Annotated in this window: 16 protein-coding genes; 7 read left to right on the top strand and 9 right to left on the bottom strand. The window is 43.1% G+C overall.

Annotated features, from left to right (window positions below; genetic code table 11):
* Positions 1-50 precede the first annotated feature (50 nt).
* The 4 genes from AB0756_RS05230 to AB0756_RS05245 all read left to right on the top strand — a co-directional run bounded on the left by AB0756_RS05230 (position 51) and on the right by AB0756_RS05245 (position 3,556).
* On the top strand, positions 51-902 hold the full coding sequence (locus AB0756_RS05230) for an ABC transporter ATP-binding protein (protein WP_038072272.1): 852 nt from the start codon (positions 51-53) through the stop codon (positions 900-902).
* On the top strand, positions 859-1,713 hold the full coding sequence (locus AB0756_RS05235; RefSeq protein ID WP_038072275.1) for an ABC transporter permease: 855 nt from the start codon (positions 859-861) through the stop codon (positions 1,711-1,713). The genes AB0756_RS05230 and AB0756_RS05235 overlap by 44 nt, the downstream gene beginning before the upstream one ends.
* 514 nt (positions 1,714-2,227) lie before the next feature.
* On the top strand, positions 2,228-2,734 hold the full coding sequence (locus AB0756_RS05240) for a MarR family winged helix-turn-helix transcriptional regulator (RefSeq protein ID WP_038072278.1): 507 nt from the start codon (positions 2,228-2,230) through the stop codon (positions 2,732-2,734).
* A 39-nt stretch (positions 2,735-2,773) separates the two neighbouring features.
* Positions 2,774-3,556, top strand: a complete 783-nt coding sequence (locus AB0756_RS05245; protein WP_038072330.1) for an ABC transporter permease — start codon at positions 2,774-2,776, stop codon at positions 3,554-3,556.
* Between the two features lie 27 nt (positions 3,557-3,583).
* On the opposite strand, the gene rpsU is transcribed toward AB0756_RS05245, so the two are convergent.
* The 3 genes from rpsU to AB0756_RS05260 all read right to left on the bottom strand — a co-directional run bounded on the left by rpsU (position 3,584) and on the right by AB0756_RS05260 (position 6,156).
* The gene (gene rpsU, locus AB0756_RS05250; protein WP_038072281.1) at positions 3,584-3,781 is read right to left on the bottom strand and encodes a 30S ribosomal protein S21; all 198 of its coding nucleotides are present in this window, start codon (positions 3,779-3,781) and stop codon (positions 3,584-3,586) included.
* A 602-nt stretch (positions 3,782-4,383) separates the two neighbouring features.
* Positions 4,384-4,704, bottom strand: a complete 321-nt coding sequence (locus tag AB0756_RS05255) for an RNA recognition motif domain-containing protein (RefSeq protein ID WP_038072284.1) — start codon at positions 4,702-4,704, stop codon at positions 4,384-4,386.
* Positions 4,705-4,986: 282 nt separating this feature from the next.
* Positions 4,987-6,156, bottom strand: coding sequence for a fasciclin domain-containing protein (locus AB0756_RS05260; protein ID WP_050046298.1), 1,170 nt, complete (start codon positions 6,154-6,156; stop codon positions 4,987-4,989).
* Between the two features lie 489 nt (positions 6,157-6,645).
* Here AB0756_RS05260 and AB0756_RS05265 point away from each other — a divergent pair, with 489 nt between their 5' ends.
* Complete coding sequence (locus AB0756_RS05265; protein ID WP_038072287.1) at positions 6,646-7,758, top strand: DNA topoisomerase IB; 1,113 nt, start codon at positions 6,646-6,648, stop codon at positions 7,756-7,758.
* Here the strand turns inward: AB0756_RS05265 and AB0756_RS05270 are convergent.
* The 4 genes from AB0756_RS05270 to AB0756_RS05285 form a co-directional block, all read right to left on the bottom strand.
* Positions 7,755-10,850 (bottom strand): ATP-binding protein, encoded by a 3,096-nt coding sequence (locus AB0756_RS05270; protein ID WP_063779543.1) that lies wholly within the window; start codon positions 10,848-10,850, stop codon positions 7,755-7,757. The genes AB0756_RS05265 and AB0756_RS05270 overlap by 4 nt on opposite strands.
* 353 nt (positions 10,851-11,203) lie before the next feature.
* The gene (locus AB0756_RS05275) at positions 11,204-12,235 is read right to left on the bottom strand and encodes a YihY/virulence factor BrkB family protein (RefSeq protein ID WP_038072290.1); all 1,032 of its coding nucleotides are present in this window, start codon (positions 12,233-12,235) and stop codon (positions 11,204-11,206) included.
* Between the two features lie 120 nt (positions 12,236-12,355).
* Positions 12,356-13,447, bottom strand: a complete 1,092-nt coding sequence (locus tag AB0756_RS05280; RefSeq protein ID WP_038072293.1) for a glycosyltransferase family 9 protein — start codon at positions 13,445-13,447, stop codon at positions 12,356-12,358.
* 108 nt (positions 13,448-13,555) lie between these two features.
* A complete protein-coding gene (locus AB0756_RS05285) occupies positions 13,556-14,437 on the bottom strand; it encodes a TauD/TfdA family dioxygenase (RefSeq protein WP_038072296.1) in 882 nt (293 codons plus the stop codon).
* A 281-nt stretch (positions 14,438-14,718) separates the two neighbouring features.
* Here AB0756_RS05285 and AB0756_RS05290 point away from each other — a divergent pair, with 281 nt between their 5' ends.
* Positions 14,719-15,510, top strand: a complete 792-nt coding sequence (locus tag AB0756_RS05290) for a DUF4058 family protein (RefSeq protein WP_237265851.1) — start codon at positions 14,719-14,721, stop codon at positions 15,508-15,510.
* On the opposite strand, the gene AB0756_RS05295 is transcribed toward AB0756_RS05290, so the two are convergent.
* Positions 15,401-16,912, bottom strand: coding sequence for a group II intron reverse transcriptase/maturase (locus AB0756_RS05295; RefSeq protein WP_038072299.1), 1,512 nt, complete (start codon positions 16,910-16,912; stop codon positions 15,401-15,403). The genes AB0756_RS05290 and AB0756_RS05295 overlap by 110 nt on opposite strands.
* Before the next feature lie 553 nt (positions 16,913-17,465).
* On the opposite strand from AB0756_RS05295, the gene AB0756_RS05300 reads away from it, so the two are divergent.
* Entirely contained in the window at positions 17,466-17,690 is a 225-nt protein-coding gene (locus AB0756_RS05300) for a DUF4058 family protein (RefSeq protein ID WP_038072302.1), read from the top strand.
* A 308-nt stretch (positions 17,691-17,998) separates the two neighbouring features.
* On the opposite strand, the gene AB0756_RS05305 is transcribed toward AB0756_RS05300, so the two are convergent.
* Positions 17,999-20,440 carry a heavy metal translocating P-type ATPase gene (locus AB0756_RS05305; protein ID WP_050046303.1) on the bottom strand — a complete coding sequence of 814 codons (2,442 nt, stop codon included), beginning with the start codon at positions 20,438-20,440 and terminating at the stop codon, positions 17,999-18,001.
* Positions 20,441-20,443: the final 3 nt, after the last annotated feature.

Here is a 20,443-nt window from a genome sequence, read left to right on the forward strand (position 1 = left end):
TATGTAATACTAATTGTTAGGTTAACTAACTAAATTAGGGAATCTCATTTGTGGCTGAACTGATAGGAAGAACAGAGCGGTGGCTACCGCCTTTATCCGAGCAAAACATAGCTTTGGAAGTACGCGCTTTGACTCGCAAATTTGGGAAATTCACCGCAGTCAATGGTTTAAGTTTCACTGTTGAAGCGGGTGAAGTGTTTGGGTTGCTTGGACCGAATGGTGCGGGAAAGAGTACGGTCATTAAAATGCTGACAACTTTATTACCCCCAACATCCGGACAAGCTGCGATCGCAGGATTGGATGTAGCGCGACAAGCACCGTTAGTGAGGCGTGTCATTGGCTACGTTCCTCAAGCCCTGTCTGCTGATGGTAGTTTAACAGGTTACGAAAATCTATTGATGTTTGCCAAGCTGTATGACATTCCCCGCAGCAAAAGAGAACATTTCATCAAAGACGTACTGACTTTTATGGGTTTACAAGATGTAGCCCACAGACTTGTAAGAAATTACTCTGGAGGAATGATTCGCAAGTTAGAGATTGCTCAATCCATCCTGCATCAACCGCAAATTCTGTTTCTTGATGAACCAACGGTAGGGTTAGACCCCATAGCCCGGACTCAAGTTTGGGAACTCATACAAGAACTCCGAAACAATTATGGCACTACCGTACTTTTAACAACCCACTTTTTAGAAGAAGCCGATCGTTTGTGTCATCGCGTTGCAATTATCCATCAAGGTCAAATAGTTGTCACGGGTACACCAACAGACCTAAAAGCTTCTTTAGACAAGAGCAATGCAACTTTAGATGACGTATTTATTTACCATACGGGCGATCGACTCACATCAGGAGCAAGCTACCATGAGACATCAAGAACCAGACGCACTACCCGCCGATTGGGCTAACAGACGCTATACTCGTCAAGGAAATTTGTTAGTCGCAACTTCAGAACTGATTGATAAGACAATCATCCTTGTTGAACTAGAAGTACGCAAACTATTACACGATCCCAGTGATATATTTTTACGAACAGCACAACCAACTTTGTGGCTTTTAATTTTTGGGCAAGTCTTTAACCGTATTCGTGCGATTCCTACAGGGAATTTGCCCTATATAGACTTTATGACTGCCGGAATTTTAGCTCAAAGCGTACTATTCATGGCAATTTTTACAGGTGGGATGGCAATTATTTGGGAGAGAGACTTGGGAATAGTTCAGAAATTCCTAGTTAGTCCAACTCCCCGCCCAGCTTTGGTACTGGGAAAAGCGTTGTCTTGTGGAGTGCGAAGCATACCTCAAATCATCATTATTTATGGGCTAGCATCCCTACTTGGCGTCCATTTGAATTTTAATCCCCTTTTTCTTTTGGAAGTTGTACTTATTGTAGTTTTGGGAGCAGTTTGTTTCTCCAATTTTTCAGTCATAATTGCGTGTCTGGTAAAATCACGAGAACGTTTTACAGGTATCGGTCAGTTAATAACCATGCCTTTGTTTTTTGCGAGTAATGCTATTTACCCTATTGCGTTGATGCCAAAATGGTTGCAAGTTATTTCATTCCTCAATCCATTAACCTATCAAGTTGATGCGTTAAGAGGTGCGATGCTGCTAAACGGTACAAGCACATATGGGTACGCATTAGATTTTGGTGTTCTGTTATTTGCAGTTGTTGTCTTGACCGTTATTGCAGGACGATTGTATCCACAAGTAGCAGTATGAAGAAAAAGCTTATTCTAAAGTATTGGAGATTGCCAGTAAGGCTAGGAACATTGTGAGGTTGAACTAGCGATTTGTAACCCACCCATAATTCAGATAATCTTAAATTTGGGTGGGGCATACAACAATACTGCAAGGGCTGAGAAGATTGTTGTGGAAGAGAAGCACCTTTGTGCAGGGGAGGAAAAAAACGCTCTTTCCGACAAGTATTGGGATGGGCGTCCTCGCCTGCTCTTACCTAGGCTACCGTGGTGTAAACAAGTCTCCTAAAATGCCTTCTGGCAGTTTCGAGCCCCCCTCGCCCCCCTTAAAAAGGGAGGAAAATTCTTTAATTCCCCAATTTATCGGGGAATTTAGGGGGTTTCTAAAGATGTGTATACCACCGTAGCTTACCTGGGAAGGGAAAGACTCTGGTTCATTTAGGTGAAAACTGCTGGAAAAATAAGGTTATTGCTAGAGTAGAGTTACAAATATGCATCATGATATATTGATGCGCTAAAGAAAATTAATTATTCAAATGGGTTTAAAGCGAACTTCTCAAAAAAACACTTCTCAAGAATGTGCTGCTAAGGTAATGGAGACAATTCCATTGGTGATGAGAGCTATTCGAGCAGATATGCGTGCTCAGGGCTCTACAACTTTGTCAGTTCCTCAATTTCGGACACTAGCATTTCTCGATCGCAACCCCGGTGCTTCACTTTCCGATTTAGCCGAACATTTAGGAGTAACTCGCGCTACAGCATCAGCAACCATAGAACGGCTCGTACAGCGTGCTTACGTACATCGTAACGATCATCCTCAGGAACGACGGCGGATTGTGCTCAAGCTAACTGAAGCAGGAAACCATCACCTTCAACAAGCTCGCGAACAAACTCGCACTCATATTGCCAACCTCCTCAAACACCTTTCGGAAGAACAGATTCTGCAAATAGAAGAAGGACTGATTTTATTAAAGGAAGTTTTTGAAGAAACTTTAAAAGAACGAGAAACCGATGAATCAGATTTACCTCACATTTTGGGATAATTGATATCTAAGTGTTTTTAAAACCCGTTTTAACCCGTGATAAACAGATACCTAAGAGTACTGACATTATTTTGGACTGCTGCCATAGCAGCTGAATTAGAGTACCGCATTAACTTCCTCTTAGCAGCGCTAAGTAGCTTAGGTAACATGGTGGGTAGTCTCTTCGGACTGTTCCTCTTTTATGGAAATGGCTACCGCTTTGCTGGTTGGTCTTGGGAAGCAGCTTTGCTAGTCTTGGGAATTTTTACTTTACTTCAAGGCTTTTCAGCAACCTTTCTCGCTCCAAATCTCAACAAAATTGTCCGCCACGTACAAGAAGGGACGCTAGATTTTGTACTGCTTAAGCCCATTCGCAGTCAGTTCTGGCTTTCTACTCATACTATATCTCCCTGGGGATTGCCAGATGTTATTTTTGGCAGCATCATCATTGGTTATGCCGGACAACAACTCCGTCTCGGAATTGATGACTATCTCAAGAGCATAATTCCCCTATTCTTTGGTTTTGTTATTCTTTACAGCCTGTGGTTCATGCTAGGAGCAACTAGTATTTGGTTTGTCAAAATTTATAACGTCACTGAGGTTTTGCGAGGTTTACTGGAAGCTGGTAGATATCCGATGGTAGCCTATCCTACAGCTTTCCGCTTTTTCTTTACCTTTGTGGTTCCAGTTGCATTTTTAACAACTATACCAGCAGAAGCCATGCTCGGACGAAGCCAACTCTCTGGCACGATCGGAGCAGGAATCTTGGCACTGGTACTGTTTTTTGTTTCCACAAGGTTCTGGCAGTTTGCGCTGCGGTTTTATACTAGTGCTTCAAGTTAAGGCTAAAAGCTTCTGCAAGCACGGTACTTACTGTTGACGAAAACCCCTTTTATATCTTTGCTGTTTGTGTCTGGCAATAGCTTTACGCTTGTGCTTTTGCAAAGGTGTTTCAAAATGACGATGTTTCTTGACGTCTGAAAAAATTCCCGCCTTGGAAACTTCCCGCTTAAATCGACGTAAGGCTGACTCAATCCCTTCATTCTCGCCTAGAATTATTTGGGTCATTCTGTTCTCTCCTACTAAATTCTAAATTGACTGATGGCTGACCATTAGTCATTGCTTGCCGTCAACCGTCGCTGGTCACTGAGTAACAAAAAGCAAAAAGGGCAGACAAAAACTCTGCCCAAAATACTTAAATCTCTTTCATCACTTTCGCTCCTAGAAAATTTGAAACCCTATTTTCACGTTGGTCTGGGTAGGTAGTGAATCTATTTCTACAGGCGGTGAGTCCAGTGCTACAGGCGGGTTTCCCGCGCCCTGGCAACTGGCGTATAGCTCTTGCGGGTATATCTTCGCATCGCGTAGCGTCTCCGTAAGGAGATACAAGGGAGGGGTTTCCCGCGTCCTAAGACCTGCTCTACAGCCCTGCGGGCATAGCTTCGCATCGCGTATGGCCCTTACAGGCATTGCAGAAAGGCAACGCGAAACGTGTCGCCCCTGCGACGAGAACATCTGCCTAAGGAAATACCTAGAGCAACTTTGCTTGTATAGCAGCGAATTCTATTCGCCTCGATTATTTTCTCTCTAGAGTGGTAGAAAAAGGTTAAGAATTACAGCATTTGTTTGAACAATTGAGATTGGAAGAGGAACCAAAAAACGCTCAAAGCTTAGTAGCGTCGAGAGTATCCACCACCACCACTGTTGTTTCCTCGTCTACCCCCACCACCAAAGGATGAACCTCTCTCTTCACGTGGCTTTGCCTTGTTAACTTTTAGGTCACGACCCATCCATTCAGCACCATCAAGACCTTCAATTGCCGCAGTTTCTTCTGCATCTGTTTCCATCTCCACAAAAGCGAAGCCTCGTACACGACCTGTTTCCCTGTCTGTAGGTAACTGAACGCTCTTTACAGTTCCATACTCACCAAAAACTTGTTGGAGATCGTTTCGTGCGATCTCATAAGATAAATTACCAACATAAATTGACATAAAACATCTCCAGAATCAAATTGAGGTAGAGACTTAGATCCGGAGAGACACTTGTAATTATAGATACAAACAAATTGTATAACCGAATATAATCTTAAGTCAAAAGTATATCACATAACTGTTAAAAATGCTATCAACGTCAACTGCTCCACCCACTAGGGATGTAAGCACGATCTATAAGAAAAATGCGAATCAGGTTTAGGAATTGGGGCACATCTCCAATTCCTAAACCTGACCGCTTGTTTCTTGAGAGCGCCCTCTGCCGTTTTAAGCCTATTAAAGTTATTTTCGGCTTAAATTAATATTAGGTGGAATCAAAACTTGATTAATAACATGAATAATCCCATTACTGGCTTGAATATTAGACTGTAGGATTTTTGCGTTATTCACCATCGTTTGATGAGTGAGAGAATTGATTTCAATATTGACAGCTTTGCCTGCAAAAGTTTTTAGCTTGCCTTCGGAAAGTTCGCTTATTTGGCGTTTCCGAGGAATCACGTGATATGTCAAAACTCTAATGAGAGTTTCTCTATTTTCTGGTTGCTGCAACCACTCTAAAGTGCCTTCGGGCAATTTAGCAAACGCTTCATCAGTTGGAGCAAACATAGTCAGCGAATTATTTGGGTGTTGCAAAATCACTGTTAAACCTGCAGTCTTCAACAAAGAAGTTAGAATTGAAAACGAGGCATCAGATGCAGTAACCGTCACAACATCAGGAAGAGTTGTCAGATTGTTTCTGCTGGCATTAACCGCCTGAGCAACTACATAATTAGCAGTGGTGATGTTACTGGGAAGTGGTTCTACTCGTTCTTGCCAAACCAATGCTTGGTATAGGAGTGCTGCTGCAGAAGCACGAGTAAGAGGTTCTAGTGGATCGAGTCGCTTGACATTGGGATAGTTAACCACTAAGTTGGCTTGTGTTGCTGCGGCTATGGCATCAGCAGCATAGTTAGGAATGATTGGAGCGTCAGTGTAATACCCATTGAGAATATTTGATGCAGGAGCAGTTGCTGTCAAGCCCAAACCATTTGCCAAAGCAGCAATTGCTTCAAACTTACCAACTTCCTGTTTGGGAAGAAACAAGTTTGCTGGATAACCGGGCATAAATCCTGTTTCGTATGCTTCCTTAATTGCAGAAGCAGCCCAGTAGTTGGAAGGAACGTCTTTAAAGCCGCTAGCGTTTAACTGTCGAATCCGCTTTTGCTCAAACGCTTTTTGAAGCATAACTGCAAACTCTGCGCGTTTGACAGGTCGATCGGGTCGAAAAGTACCATCTGCAAAACCATCTATAATATTTCTCTCAACGATGGCTTGAATAAATGGACGCGCCCAATAATCGGCTTTAATGTCAGAAAAAGTCGTTTTTGATGTTGAACTCAGAAGAGTTGGGACAGCATTTTGCGCTGAAACTGGGAGCGACATCATGACAGGAGATGCTGTAGCGACTGCCATTCCAAAAGCTATTATTATACGGCTGACTGATGAGCTGCGAAACAAACTACACATATAAAAGAACCTCAGAAAAGAAGTAGGGCAATCCTCAAATTGGCTTCTATAGGTAACAGAGCAATGAGTTACACAAATGCATGGTTTAGTATAAAAAACAATTCATTTGCCCTAGTGTACGCAGTTCATAACGGCTACTTAAAATGAAGACAATGAGGAAATAGAGATAATAAGGGTCTTCAATGGCATCAACAAGCGAACAGGATATATTTCTAAATTTTTTATCGTAAAAAAAGCGAGTTGGGTGGGCAATACCAGCCGTTCGATATTGAGGAACAGCAACCACCCTACCGTGAATCAAATACCTTTATTACTTACAGCTTTAATAACTCTGCTTTTATATAGATTTTAGTTGAGTAAGAATTGGTTAAGTTTAAAAATATACATTTAATGTGCTGTACGATCGCTCATCCTAGAACAGGTATTTTTCCACTTATGGAATCCATACTTCAAAAGGAAGTTATTGAAAATGTTGTTGAAGCTGCGCTTCAAATTGACCCTATTCAATCAGCAAAGATAGTGGGGTTACACTACGTTAGCGATGATGTTCCGGGAATTCAACGTCAACGCGTAGACGAAGAGTTTTGCTACATCGATATTCATGGGTCAAAAATTTGCGATGAACAGGAGTTGAACCGCTTTAAATCTCTGGTTATACCTCCCGCTTGGACTGATGTCTGGATTTGTCCATCCCCTAACGGACACTTACAAGCAACAGGACGTGATGCAAAAGGACGAAAGCAGTACCGATATCATAAAAATTGGCGACAAACCCGCAGTCAAACAAAATTTAATCGCATGATTGTTTTTGGGGAAGCTTTGCCCAATATCCGCAAGCGAGTTGAAGAGGATATGGCGCTTAAAGGTGTCCCAAGACAAAAGGTACTGGCAACAGTCGTCAAACTTTTAGAAGTTACCAAAATTCGTGTTGGCAATGAAGAGTATGCCCAAACGAATAAATCTTTTGGTTTAACGACAATGCGCGATCGCCACGTTGATATTTCAGGTTCAACAATCCGATTTAAATTCCGAGGAAAAAGCGGAGTAGAACATGATATCGAATTTCGCGATCGCCGTTTGGCAAAAATTGTCAAAACCTGCCAAGATATTCCCGGACAAGAATTATTCCAGTACTTAGATGATGAAGGTCACCGCCAACCCATTGACTCTAGTGATATTAACGACTATCTACGTGAAATCACAGGTTTAGAGTTTACTGCCAAAGATTTTCGGACTTGGGCAGGTACTGTTTTAGCAGCACAGGAATTTTACGACATGGGGCAAGTCTCATCACAAACACAAGCCAAGAAGAATGTTACCCAGGCTATCAAAAATGTAGCAGAACATCTTGGCAATCGTCCTGCTACCTGTCGTAAATATTACGTTCATCCTGCGGTGATTGAAGCTTATACGGACAATTCTTTGTTCCCGTTTTTAGAAAATGCATCAGCAGAGTACCAGTCCGATTCACCTCATTCTTTACGACCGGAAGAAGTGGGAGTCTTGAAACTGTTAGAACATAATTTGTTGCAGGAAAATGATGGCTAAACTTTCCCCACTAAGAGCGCGATCGCTTGAACAAGTTCTTCTGGGTCAACAGGTTTAGAAATGTGTTGTTGAAATCCAGCCGCTAGTGCTTGCTGTTGGTTTATTTCTCCTGCATAAGCGGTCAGGGCAATTGCTGGAATTTGGCCTCCCTGCTCTGGCGATCGATTTCTTACCTGGCGCATAAGCATATAGCCGTCAATTTGTGGCATTCCAATATCACTGACTAAAATATCTGCCTTAAAATCATCAAGAGCCAACAATGCCTCTACTGCTGATGCGACAACTTTCACCTCTGCCCCAGATTGTGTCAGAATTGCCACTACCAACTCTCGCATATCAGCTTCATCATCTACCACCAGAATTTGCAACCCAGATAATGGCAGCTGGTGAGTTGTAGAGACGTGCAATAGGGCATCTTTACACGAGTCATAGAGTTCCTGAGTGTCCTCCAAAAGAGGTAATCTGACTGTGAAAGTCGCTCCTAGGTTTTCTCCCGGACTTTCCGCAAAAACTGTGCCACCTTGTAATTCTGTGAGATGCCGAACAATGGCTAATCCCAATCCCAGCCCGCCAAATTTACGTGTTGTTTGACTGTCTTCTTGTAAAAAATACTCGAATACGTGGGGGAGAAATTGCGGGCTGATGCCCTTGCCATTATCTTTCACTTGAATCTGAGCGTAATTATCCACCTGTTCTAACCGAACTTCTACCGTTCCTCCCGGTGGAGTAAACTTGATTGCATTAGATAGTAAGTTCCAAACCACTTGCTGCAAGCGATTCCCATCGCCAATCACTCTCCCTAACTCAGAGTCGAGTATAGTTTGAATCTCAATATGTTTTGCTTGAGCTGCTAACCGAACAGTTTCTAATGCTCCTTGAATAACTGTGATTAAATTCACCGGACTGGCATTTAAAACCAATTTACCTCGCAAAATACGCGAAACATCCAACAAGTCTTCAATCAGTTGAGTTTGTAATTTGGCATTCCGCTCAATAGTTTCCAACGCTCGCTCGCTTGCTTGCTCATCCAACTTGCGCGATCGCAATAGCTTCGTCCATCCTAAAATTGGATTGAGGGGAGATCTCAATTCATGAGACAAAACTGCTAAAAACTCATCTTTAATGCGATTTGCTCTTTCTGCCTCCTCCCGCGCTGCCCTTTCTCTTTCTAACAACCGCTCTTTTTGTTGCTCTGCTAGTTTGCGATCGGTAATATCAAATGCAACACCAGCCATGCGAACGGGTCTACCCTGTCCATCGTGATAAGCGCGACCAATCGAACGAATCCAACGCACGGCTCCGTCTTTGCGGATAATTCGCGTCTCAACGTCGTAATCTTCTCGATTGGCAAGCGATCGCTCTACTGCTGTGTTGATTTGCGCTCGGTCTTCTGGATGAATGGCATTTATAAAGTCGGTATAATTTGTTTCATCCTTTGGTGCCAATCCAGCCATTATTTTACATCGCTCTGACCAAACAATTTTACCGGAGGCAATGTCAAAGTCCCAAGTTCCTATTTCACCTCCTTCTAAAGCAAACCGCAAGCGTTCTTCACTTGCTTTGAGAGCTGCTTCTGTTTGCTGTAACTTGGTAATGTCTAGAAATGCAGCAACTGACCCCCTAGGCTTTCCTTGTTCGTCAAATAAAGGTGCTGCATAACCAAAGAGATGGGAAACCGATCCATCTTCGCGCACGGCATCAACAACTTTTCCTTCAACGGGAACTCCATGTACTGCAGCATAGCGCAAAGGAAGTTCATCACCTGTGAGTTCTTTCCCATTCTGAAGAATTTTGTAGAAGGGACGGGGATTACCTTCAGGTGGGGTACTCGATACATTCATGTTGGGTGATAATCCCAGAATTTGAGCAAAAGCTGGATTGGCTTGAACGTTGCTAAATGTGAGATCGCGAGCAATGAGAATGCCAATTGGAATGACCTCAAACAGTGTTTGCAATTCATCGATCCGATGCTGCAAATCTTGATTGAGTTTTGCGATCGCTCGCTCCCGTATTTCGAGTGTTTCTGCCATCTCATCAAAAGCACGAGCCAATTGACCGAGTTCTCCTGGCTCGTAAGTGAGATGGGTGCGTGCGCTCATTTCACCTTGGCGAAGTTGCTCGGTTGTTGTGACAAGTGATTTTACTTTGCGGAGCAAAAATAAATCTCCTCCAACCCAAGCGGCTACCAGAGCAAGAATTGTAACCGTTGCCAAGCTAATTAGGTTAAGGGCTAAAAGTCGGTCTGCTTCAGCAACGGCAACATCTTGAGGAATACCAATTCTGATAAATATATCTGGGCTAGTAGATGCATTGCTGACACCAGTAAAGGCATAAAGTCGTTCAACGCCATCAAGCCCCCGTGCTTCGTTTGTGCCTTCTTTTTGCTGTAGGATGAATTCTATGGTATTGCGATCGGCAAGAGGCTTGCCAACCCAATTTTGTGGATCGGGATAGCGGACTAGCACGGTGCCGTTGCGATCGCTGACTGTTAACACCGAGCCCTTTGGTAACTGTGCTTTGGCTGCCAATTTATTTAGCCAAGCAAGATCCCAGGCTGCAAAGACCACGGCTTTGACTTTTCCGTCTCCATCTAAAAGTGGATAGCTAAAGTTGATGGATGCTTTCTTTGTGGCTCGACCAATTTGATATTCCCCAACAGCAAAAGCTCGAGTGCTCTTAGCAAAACGAAAGTAAGAGCGATCGGCTGCATTGATGGCTTTGTTCGTACTCGGAGCACTGCAAATTAAATTGCCATTAGTATCAATCACTCCAAAACCCGCATAAGCACGGTACTGCTTGAGTAAGTTAGCAAGCAATCGCTCGCATAGCTCTGTGTTACCGTTCCGTATTTCTGGCAATTGAGACAAAGCCATCAAGAGTTGGCGTACACCTTCATTGGCTTGTTCCTGGTTAGCAGCAGCAAATTGAGCCAAGCGGAGCAAATTTTCCTTTGCATCAGTAGCCGCACTTCGGCGTTGCGCGGAAGCAGTGTAGAGAATCAGCCCCAATGCCGGAATAACCGCTAGTAAAACAAGGAGAATCAAGCGGATACGGAGGCTGGATAAAAAAGAAGAATTAAACCGGAAACCCATTTAGCAGTGGCCAGTGAATTTCTACACTTGGAAGTCTGGTACTTGAACAATGAGTCAATTTTTGTTTTTTTTCGTGAATGTTTTTTGTAGATTGTATCACTTAAGTTTGGTTAAGCTAACTTTACTATTATAAGAGCAGCACTTAATAGTAGATACTTTTAAGCTTGTCTAAAATGCTTCATTAATTTTTTCTTCACAAGGGCATTTTATCTACCAAGCAACCATTTTTTAGATGCTTATTTAAACATTTTTTTATTATTCTTTATTCCATATGTTTGCTGAATATAGCATTTTCCGTCTCTCTTATTGTATCTATCTAGAGTTATAAGCCTTTGCTATCAAGTCTCAAATTCTTAGCGATTTTTTCTCCTTTTTATACGCTTAGATGGTGCGATCGCTCGCAATAATTTATTGCCTAATTTTGACAAAGATCTGCGATCGCCTGCGGGTTTTTGATTTAGTACTTGTGTATTACCTTGAGGTTTTAATCCTTGCTCGCGGCGAGCTTTTTCCGTTAAAGGAATGGCGTTGTGAGTCGGAACAATACGGGAACCATATTTTCTGGCATAAACTTGGGTAAATTCGGCACCAAAAAAGAGAATTTGTGCTGCATAGTTAACCCAAGCCAAAATAACAACTAATGAACCAGCAGCACCGTAGGTTGAGCCAAAACTACCGTTTCCCAAGTACTGTCCTAAAAGATACCTACCAATGGAAAAGAGCAGCGAGGTGAGAGCCGCACCAATTAAAACATCATTCCAAGTTATTTTGACATCTGGCAAAACTTTAAAAATCAGTCCAAATAATACGGTGGTGATGACAAAACCAAGAATGAAGTTAATCACTTGCCAGATAAAATCAATGCCTGGAAGTAAATTACTGAAGTAACCTACTATACCTGCTAAAACTGCACTCACGACCAAGGAAACAAGCAGTAAAAATCCAATAGCTATCACCAAAGCAAAGGAAGCAAAGCGTTGGCGAACCATAGTTTTGACAGCACGTCCCGGTTTTGGCTGCACTTCCCAAATGGTATTGAGAGAATCTTGTAATTCGTTAAATAAACCAGTAGCACCAAATAGAAGGACAACGATACTGATAAGAGAAGCGATAGTCCCAGCCTTGGGTTGGCTGGCATTTTCTATGGCTGTTTGAATCACTTCTGCCCCTGATTGACCGATTAGACCTTGAAGTTGCTCGCTAATGGCTCCCCTAGCGGCATCTTCTCCAAACACTGCTCCTGCTATGGCAATAACGATAATGAGCAATGGAGCAATGGAAAAAATTGTGTAATACGATAGAGCAGCTGCTAATCTAGAAGCCTTATCGTTGCTCCATTCGTTATATGTTTCTTTCAGCAGCCCCCAAATGTCCTGCCAGTTCATCTATCGATATCCTCTCCTAAGATGCGATCATGTGCTTTTATCCTGAATTAATTGATACAGGATGTTGTATGGCGATCGCATCTTTCTGAAGGCGTTGCTATTGCCTCCTAGGGATAGAGTTTATTCATTGGTGGTAGACTTATGACCGAGCAATTCCAGCACTGATTCAACCACCTCTTGTACGGAGACATCATCGACAAAAGAGTTACGATGGTCACAAGAGTCGCGAGTACAATCAACACCACACACGGGACAGTGAAGACGCCAAGAAATGGCAGGACGGTGACGGGAACGAGTCATAGGTCCGGCTGTCATTAAGTTTCCACACCAGTAAATACCAACAGTTGCACAGCCAACAGCAGCTGCGATGTGCAAGGGACCGGAGTCATTGGAAACAACAACTTTACACAGTTTATACAAACCGGCAAGACCGCCAAGTGAAAGGCGATCGCATAGATTGTGTATTTTACCCCGTGCTTGCGTTTTCATAGAAGCGATCGCTGTCTCAACTAATTCCCGTTCTGAGTGAGTTCCAGTAACCACAACTTCCGCACCAGCATCCACCACTGCATCCCCCACTGCAGCAAATTTTTCCACCGACCACCAGCGCCGGGAATCTGTGGCACCAGGATGAAGCGCAACTAAAGGTTTCTCATCTATACTAACAATGCTTTGAGCTTCAGCTAAATCTGCTGATGTAACAGCAAGATGCGGTTCTAGTTGAGTTGTTTTTGCACCTAAAAGAGAAACAACTTCCAGATAGCGCAGAATTTCGGGTTGATAGTATATATAAGGAACCCAAAAATCCAGTGGTACGGCATCTGGAGTTTTCAATCCTACTGTGGTTTTAGCTCCCAAACGGAGTACAAAAGGATTAGAGTAACGTCCCCCGCCATGCATTTGAATAGCAACATCAAACTTTTCTGCCACCATTTTGGCAAAAAAGTCAGCTAGCTCTGGCGGATTGTCTTCCGTATTAGCATTCCCACGGACACCACGGCTGCGCGGAATGACAACAACTCTATCAATGGGAGACGGTCTATTTTTTAAAAAAGCAGCATGCCAATCCAAGCCCAACAAAACAATTTCTGCGGCGGGATAAGTTTGGCGTAAGGCTTCTAAAGCTGGTAGAGCAAAAATAAAATCTCCGACGGCATTGGCACGGAGAACAGCAATTTTTGTAACACTTTGGAATTGCATTGAAATGCTCATAACTTCGTTTTAAGGCCTGCTTTTCAGACTCCAAGCTAACCATGCTGATTGATTCAATTTGGTTTGATAACGCCTTGCTTATGTTAGGACTGGAGGAAAATTTTTAACTTAGAATGGAAAAGCTGGATCGCATAACCTTATATAAATATCTCTTTGAGGATCGGAAAAAGCTTTTCTACCATGAAGAATTCTTGTATTATCAATCATTAAAATATCGCCTTTTTCCCAAGCAATAGCAGCCACAAGTTTTTCAACAATTTTATCAATTTCAAAAATAAGCTCGTCGGAAATTTCTGAATCATCTTCAAATTTAATAACCTTTGGATTTAGCTGCTTTGCTGCCAGCAGGCTATTAATAAAAACTTGATATTTTCCACATCTACTGGAAACAATAGCTGGGCAGACGTATTCCAGACTAATTGATTCATCTTCAAATATAGTTAAAAATGTATGATTATTTTTACAAATTTCCTTTAATTCATCGATATTATCAGCTTTATATTTTTTTTGCCATTCTTCTTTTGTTGCACTAGCAGTAAATTTTAGCTTCTTTTTACTCAATATATCTTTCATGGAATCACTGAGTTCGTTAAAAATTTCTCTGCCATCACATATAATTGTTTCTCCATCTTGTGATGCCGGATTGGCACAAAAAAACCATATTAGAAGTGGTATATTCTTCTGATAATACATTTCTCCATGTAACTTAATTTCGTGCTGGAAATCATTAACGCTTAAAAGCGTCTTATCTTCGTTAATAACTTTTCGATTGAAAGCTCCTCCAGCATAATCTCTAAAGTTATTACTTAATGAATTGCTAAATTCTTGAAAATCTTCAGTATTTGATTGAAAGTTTTTGAATAATAAAACACCGTATTTCTTAAAAAGATTAATAATTTCTTCTCGATCTAAATCTAAAATATTTTGATGGTCTGCATTAATAACTTGCATTCCTATTTTTTCTGATATGGGTTTTACTTTTATGCTCATAAAATTAAATCCTTTGTTAAGTGCTTTCAAAATCTGTATATTGAATATATATTCTACTGTTAATCGTAACCTTTGACAAAATTTTCATTTTTTACTACGAGAAATTTTCTTAATTAATGATACAGTATCTACTTCACATGCATATATGATAGCAAGTAACATCAATTGAAAAAAATTATATTAATTATGTCGGTTAAAATGCTATCTCCATTTTTGCCTCCCCCAAATGCGATCGAGGCAGTTTAGAATAAAGGCGTAAATTCAATCCAACGGGTATTGCAATGCCTTCTCCCTTCCCCGGTATGGACCCATACCTTGAAGCTGGGCTGTGGCCCGATGTTCATAACGCACTAGCGAGCAAGATCCGTGCTTTTCTCACGCCACAATTGCGTCCTAAATACGCAGCAAGACTTGAAATATACGTCGTTGAAGATACTTCTCCTGAAAGCGAAGTTGCCATCCTATACCCCGACGTTGAAGTCTTGCAACTGCGGACACAGCGTGAAACATCTCCATCACTCCAATCAGGCACTGTCACAACTCCTCCACTGCTAACGCTTCCAGTCATTCAACCAGTCGAAATTCGTATTCCCTCTATAGAGATTCGCGATACTGCTAATAACGTACTGGTATCTTGTATAGAAATACTCTCACCAGTAAATAAGCGCGAACCGAATTTGACCGATTACCGTAGAAAACGCCAGCGTTTGTATAACGCTAACGTCCATCTCATTGAAATTGACTTACTGCGTAGGGGAACTCGTCCATTTAATCATCCCCGTTTACCAAAGGTACCCTACTTAGTAACTCTTACTCGTGCAGGGTTTTCAGTGATGGACGTGTGGCCTGTGAAGTTACAAGATACACTTCCTATAATGGTAGAGTCGATGGGCGGTATTATCCGCCGCACCTCTCTGTTAAATCTGGGCATGCGAGTTTCCCCGCACCCAGCTTCCGACGTTCTTAGCTTTCGCGTTTGCTCATGTGCAGGTAGTTGTGACAGCTTTCGTGTACTGCTATCAGATTGTTTTGTTTCCAGTTGGCGTGGTTCTTATCGATATGGTGGAGGTTAACTCGCTTATCGGTTAGGAACTTCAGCCCACAGGCTGCACACGTATGGTTTTGCCGTTTTAAGGCAACAGAGGTTTCACCGTCGTAGAGTTTGCTGTTACGCTGGCTCCAATAGGTGATATCGCCATCAAAGGGGGATTTAGTTCCTTTGACGTTGACGAACTTATTCTCGGAGTAAGGAACTGATGGAAACGCTTTGTCCAGTAATCTCTTGCTGGAATAGCGCGTTTGCTTGGCTTCCTTATTGAATACCTTGAACGCTCTTTTCTGGATGTGATACAGAGAGAACCGTGAGCCATCCATCTTACAGTAGCGGTGGTAATTCCTCCAACCTCTGACTATGGGCGCTAGCTTAAGAGCTTTTGCCTTAGCACCATAATTTGAGTTGTTGACGACAGCTTTAACTTTCTGACGGAACTTTTTGAAGTTATCCGTTGATGGGACACATCTAAACTTTCCGTTGGTTTGCACCTTAAAGTGCCAACCGAGGAAATCAAAGCCATCTGTCGTGCGAGAGAGCTTGGTCTTCTTTTCGCTGACATTCATTCCCTTATTGGCAAGAAACTTGCTGATTTCGTCAAGGATTAATTGCGCGTTATCTTTTGGTTTGAGTATAATCACCATATCGTCTGCATATCTTACAGATTGGTGAATATCCTCTATGCCATTAAGCGCAATATTCGCTAGTAGGGGACTTACCACTCCGCCCTGCGGCGTTCCTTGTTCAGGAAAATCTGGGTTGACTCCGGCTTTTAAGCATCGGAAGATTCCTTGCTTTATGTTACGAGTAGCAATAAGTCTATCCATAATCGCTGAGTGGCTTATCCTATCGAAGCATTTTTCGATATCGAGTTCGATGACTCGCTTATCTTTTCCATTGGAGTTGGATTTCAGGTTAATTTGTAGGATTTTCTGCGCGTCGTGCGTAGAGCGTCCCGGTCTAAACCCATAGCTCCTTGCATGGAAAGTTGCTTCGTGCGCTGGTTCTAGTGCGTATTTGACGAGGCATTGCCACGCCCTGTCCGCCATAGTAGGAACCTTCAGAATTCTGAAATTCCCATCTTTTTTAGGAATGGGAATTTCGCGTAGTCCCTGGTGTTTCCAGTTTCTACCATGGCGTAGTAGCTTATCTGCTAGGTCAAACCGTTGCAAGAAGGTGAGCTTTGCTATGCCATCAATTCCTGGGGTCTTTTTCCCAGCGTTCAACTGCGATACTTGACGAACAGCAAGCAATCGTGCCGAGGTGGATTTCAGAATCAGTTTTTGAAGTGACCTCGCTTTGCGGTAGTCACCAACACAAACAGCTTTGTAAATTCTTCTTTGCAGGCGGAATAGGTTTTGGCGGAATTTCTTCCACGGTAACGTCTTCCAGGATTCGCTAATATTGCTACTGCGTCTAATCATACTCTACTCCAAATCCTTTACTCTGAACGCCTCAGACCAATTGCGGTCTGTCCTACCCGAATCAAAGGAGTTCCGCAACTCGTCCAGCCTACAAGGGGTTCGACCTGTCCCTTGACCTTTTAATTCGTTTTTATTCGTTCCCTCAGTCAGATTGATGAGCCACTGCGTTGCCGGGGTTTCCCCGGTTGAAGCATGTGGCGTTGTTCCGTTAGGTGTAGCCAATTCGACCACTGGATTCCCTAGACTCTTACCTCTACTATGGAAGAAGTGAGGCGGGAATTAGCTCCAGTCGAGTCGGGGTTTTGCTGTTATGCCCCGCTCAGAGGTGGGTCGCTTTTATAGGCTCGGTTTCACCTTAGGAACTCCCCGTTAGCGCCAGTGTCAGCCCATAACAGCCGTCTGATTGCGCCCTGTTCCCAGCTTCAGCCTCCAAAATTCCGAGTTTGGTCACTGTGGGCAGATAGGGAGTCACATCTGAGTCTGATGGGTGGGAGTTGCACCCACATCCGACCGAGAGTTCAAGGTTACTCTAGGGTTTCGCCTTGGGCAACTTATGTACGGACTGGTTACCGTGATTCGGTTGCCAACGAATCGCACTCCCATTCCTCTTCGCAATCCAGATCCAAATGCCGTTCTCAACCTGCAAGCTGCCCTAAATGCAATTTACGATGAAGCAGGATATGATTTATCTATAGATTACACTCAAGCTCCACCACCACCAGCCTTTAATGGTGAAGATATCGAATGGATCGACCTACAAATTCAATCGTCTCTATAGCAAGATACTTCTGAAACATTTTCTCGATTCTGTATACATTTTGCTCCAGATAGTATATCTAGCTGTTTTTCAAAAGCAATGTAATATTCACCCGACTCATAACACTCTACAATTGCCATCTTTTACGACCCGTGTTCCAGAGTTTTAGCAACTGTTAGTCAATCTTTAGGAGCGATCGCACAAGTACATTTCTAATAAATCTCATCACTATTTTACTGGAGCAGATCCCTTTGATTACTTTCTCGCTCTTGAAGAGTTTTTTGTCTGTGACAGTTAAGATGCGGAATAGGGGCAAAAAGCTCGTAGAGCTAATTTATACGCTTTGTTCTGAATAGTCGCATTCCATTCGCGGTTACCAGCAACGAAGTTCCTGTATCTGCTAAGACAGCGATCGCCAGCCCAACAAAACCAAAAGTCCCTAACAATAAAAACAATACCTTTGTTACCAAAGAAAAGACAACATTTTGTTGAATCACAGATACAGTTTTGCGGCTTAATTCCACTGCATAAGCCAACCGTCTCAAGTCACTTCCCACTAGCACGACATCTGCTGTCTCCAAAGCAACGTCGATTCCACCAACTGCAAAACTAATATCTGCAGCAGCTAAGGCTGGCGCATCGTTAATACCGTCTCCAACCATACCTACCACTCCTTTTTGACGCAATTGTTCAATTGCTTGAAGCTTGTTTTCGGGTAACAACTCTGCTCGATACTCTGCAATACCTACTTGTTGGGCAATCTGCTTGGCAACAGCCGTGCGATCGCCTGTTAGCATGACCAACCGTTTTAGTCCAACGCGCTTGAGCTGTCGTACCGCCTCTGTTGTTTCCAACCGCAGTCCATCCGAAAGAGCGATCGCTCCTAACAATCCTTGCGTTGTTCCCACCAGCACTGGGGTTTGACCGCACTGTTCGATCTCAGCTAACAGAGATTCTGCTTGACTGGACAAACCAATACCAGAGTCTGCGAACAACCGTCGATTGCCAACAAAGTATAACAGTCCGCCAAAACTTGCCTGAATTCCTTTGCCCGGTAAGGCTTTGAAGTTAAGCGGTATTTCTAAGTCTATCCCTTCCAAGCTAGCCTTTGCCACGATTGCCTTTGCTAATGGATGTTCTGAGAGTTGTTCGAGGGAAGCTGCAATCCGTAGCACTGTATTTGTATCGACTGTTTCAAGATCGTAAACTTTCTGCACAACAGGTAAACCTTGCGTAAGGGTGCCAGTTTTATCAAAGGCAAGAGTTGTCAGATGTCCGGCAGTTTCCAGTGCATGACCACCTTTGAATAAGACTCCTTGACGACTGGCAGCACCAATAGCGCTAACAATCGAAACAGGGGTAGAAATTACCAAGGCACAAGGACAGGCTATGACCAACATTACAAGTGACCGATAGAGCCAAACGTTAAAAGATTGGGCAAATGCTAATGGTGGAATCAGGGCAATGGCGATCGCTATCAAAATTACAATTGGAGTGTAAACTTCTGCAAACCGATCTACCCATTGCTGTGTAGGAGCGCGGCTTCCTTGGGCTTCTTCTACCAAATGAAGAATTTTGGCAAAGGTCGTATCATGAGATGTATGAGTGACTTGAACTTCTAAAAAACCCGCTCGATTTAATGTTCCGGCATACACAGTATCGCCAGGAGCAATATCAACTGGAATTGACTCTCCTGTAATTGGGGATTGGTCAATGGCGCTTGTACCAGAAACGACTATGCCATCTAACGCCACGCGCTGTCCCGGTCGGATGGTTAAAATTTCACCTATCTGAACGTTTTCAACAGTTACAGTGACTTCTTTATTGTCCCGCTTAACAGTAGCAGTCGATGGAGCTAAATCCATGAGAGCGCTAATAGCATTGCGGGTACGACCAAAGGTAAAAATTTGCAGTGTTGTCCCTAACGAGAACAAAAATAGGACGAGCGCCCCTTCAAACCAATCCCCTAAAATCATTGCTCCAATCACTGAAATGGTCATCAGTAGATTCATGTCAGCGCGGCGCAAGCGCAACTCAAACAAACCTGCTCGTGCAATAGGATATCCAGTCACTATAATGCCAGTGCCATAGAAAGCTCGTGCTATCCAAACGGGTAGCGCTAAATATTGAGCAAGTAACCCCAGAACTAATCCCACTCCTGCTAAAATTACGCTCTGTCCCCGGCGGTTAGCAATCCAGAATTTCCAGGTTGTTGGAGCAGGATTTTGAGGAGGCTGAGGGATTGGATGAGCGCGATCGCGATCGTGTTCTCGGTCACTATTGTGGTGGTGGCAATTGTCGTGGGTGTGATGACCCTCACCAGATTCAAGGCTCTCCTCTACCATGTATCCCAGACCTTTAATTCTTTCATGTATTGCTGCCTCGTTTACCAGTTTGGGGTCATAGGATAGTTGCAATCTTTCTGTGGCAAAGTTAACTGATACATCTTTTACACCTGGCATCTGTTGCAATCCAACTTCAACTGTTTTGGCACAGCTGCCACAATCCATCCCACTGATTTGTGCCTGTAGCTTTTTAGCAGGTGCCACCTCAACGGTGTAACCTAGAGCAGTTATACGATTGATAATTTCAACTTCATTCAAGATATCCGGCTTATAGGATACTTTAACTCGTCTGGTTGCAAAACTAACAGTTGCTTCCGTCACACCGCGTAATGAATGCAAGCTAGCTTCAACGGTCTTAGCACAACTTCCACAGTCCATACCATCAACCTGTAAAAGCTGAGTCCTTAGGGCAGGTGTTTGAGTCATGGC

Origin of the sequence: Tolypothrix campylonemoides VB511288_2 (assembly GCF_045999855.1) — a bacterium.
In the GTDB taxonomy this organism is placed as follows: domain Bacteria; phylum Cyanobacteriota; class Cyanobacteriia; order Cyanobacteriales; family Nostocaceae; genus Scytonema; species Scytonema bouteillei_A.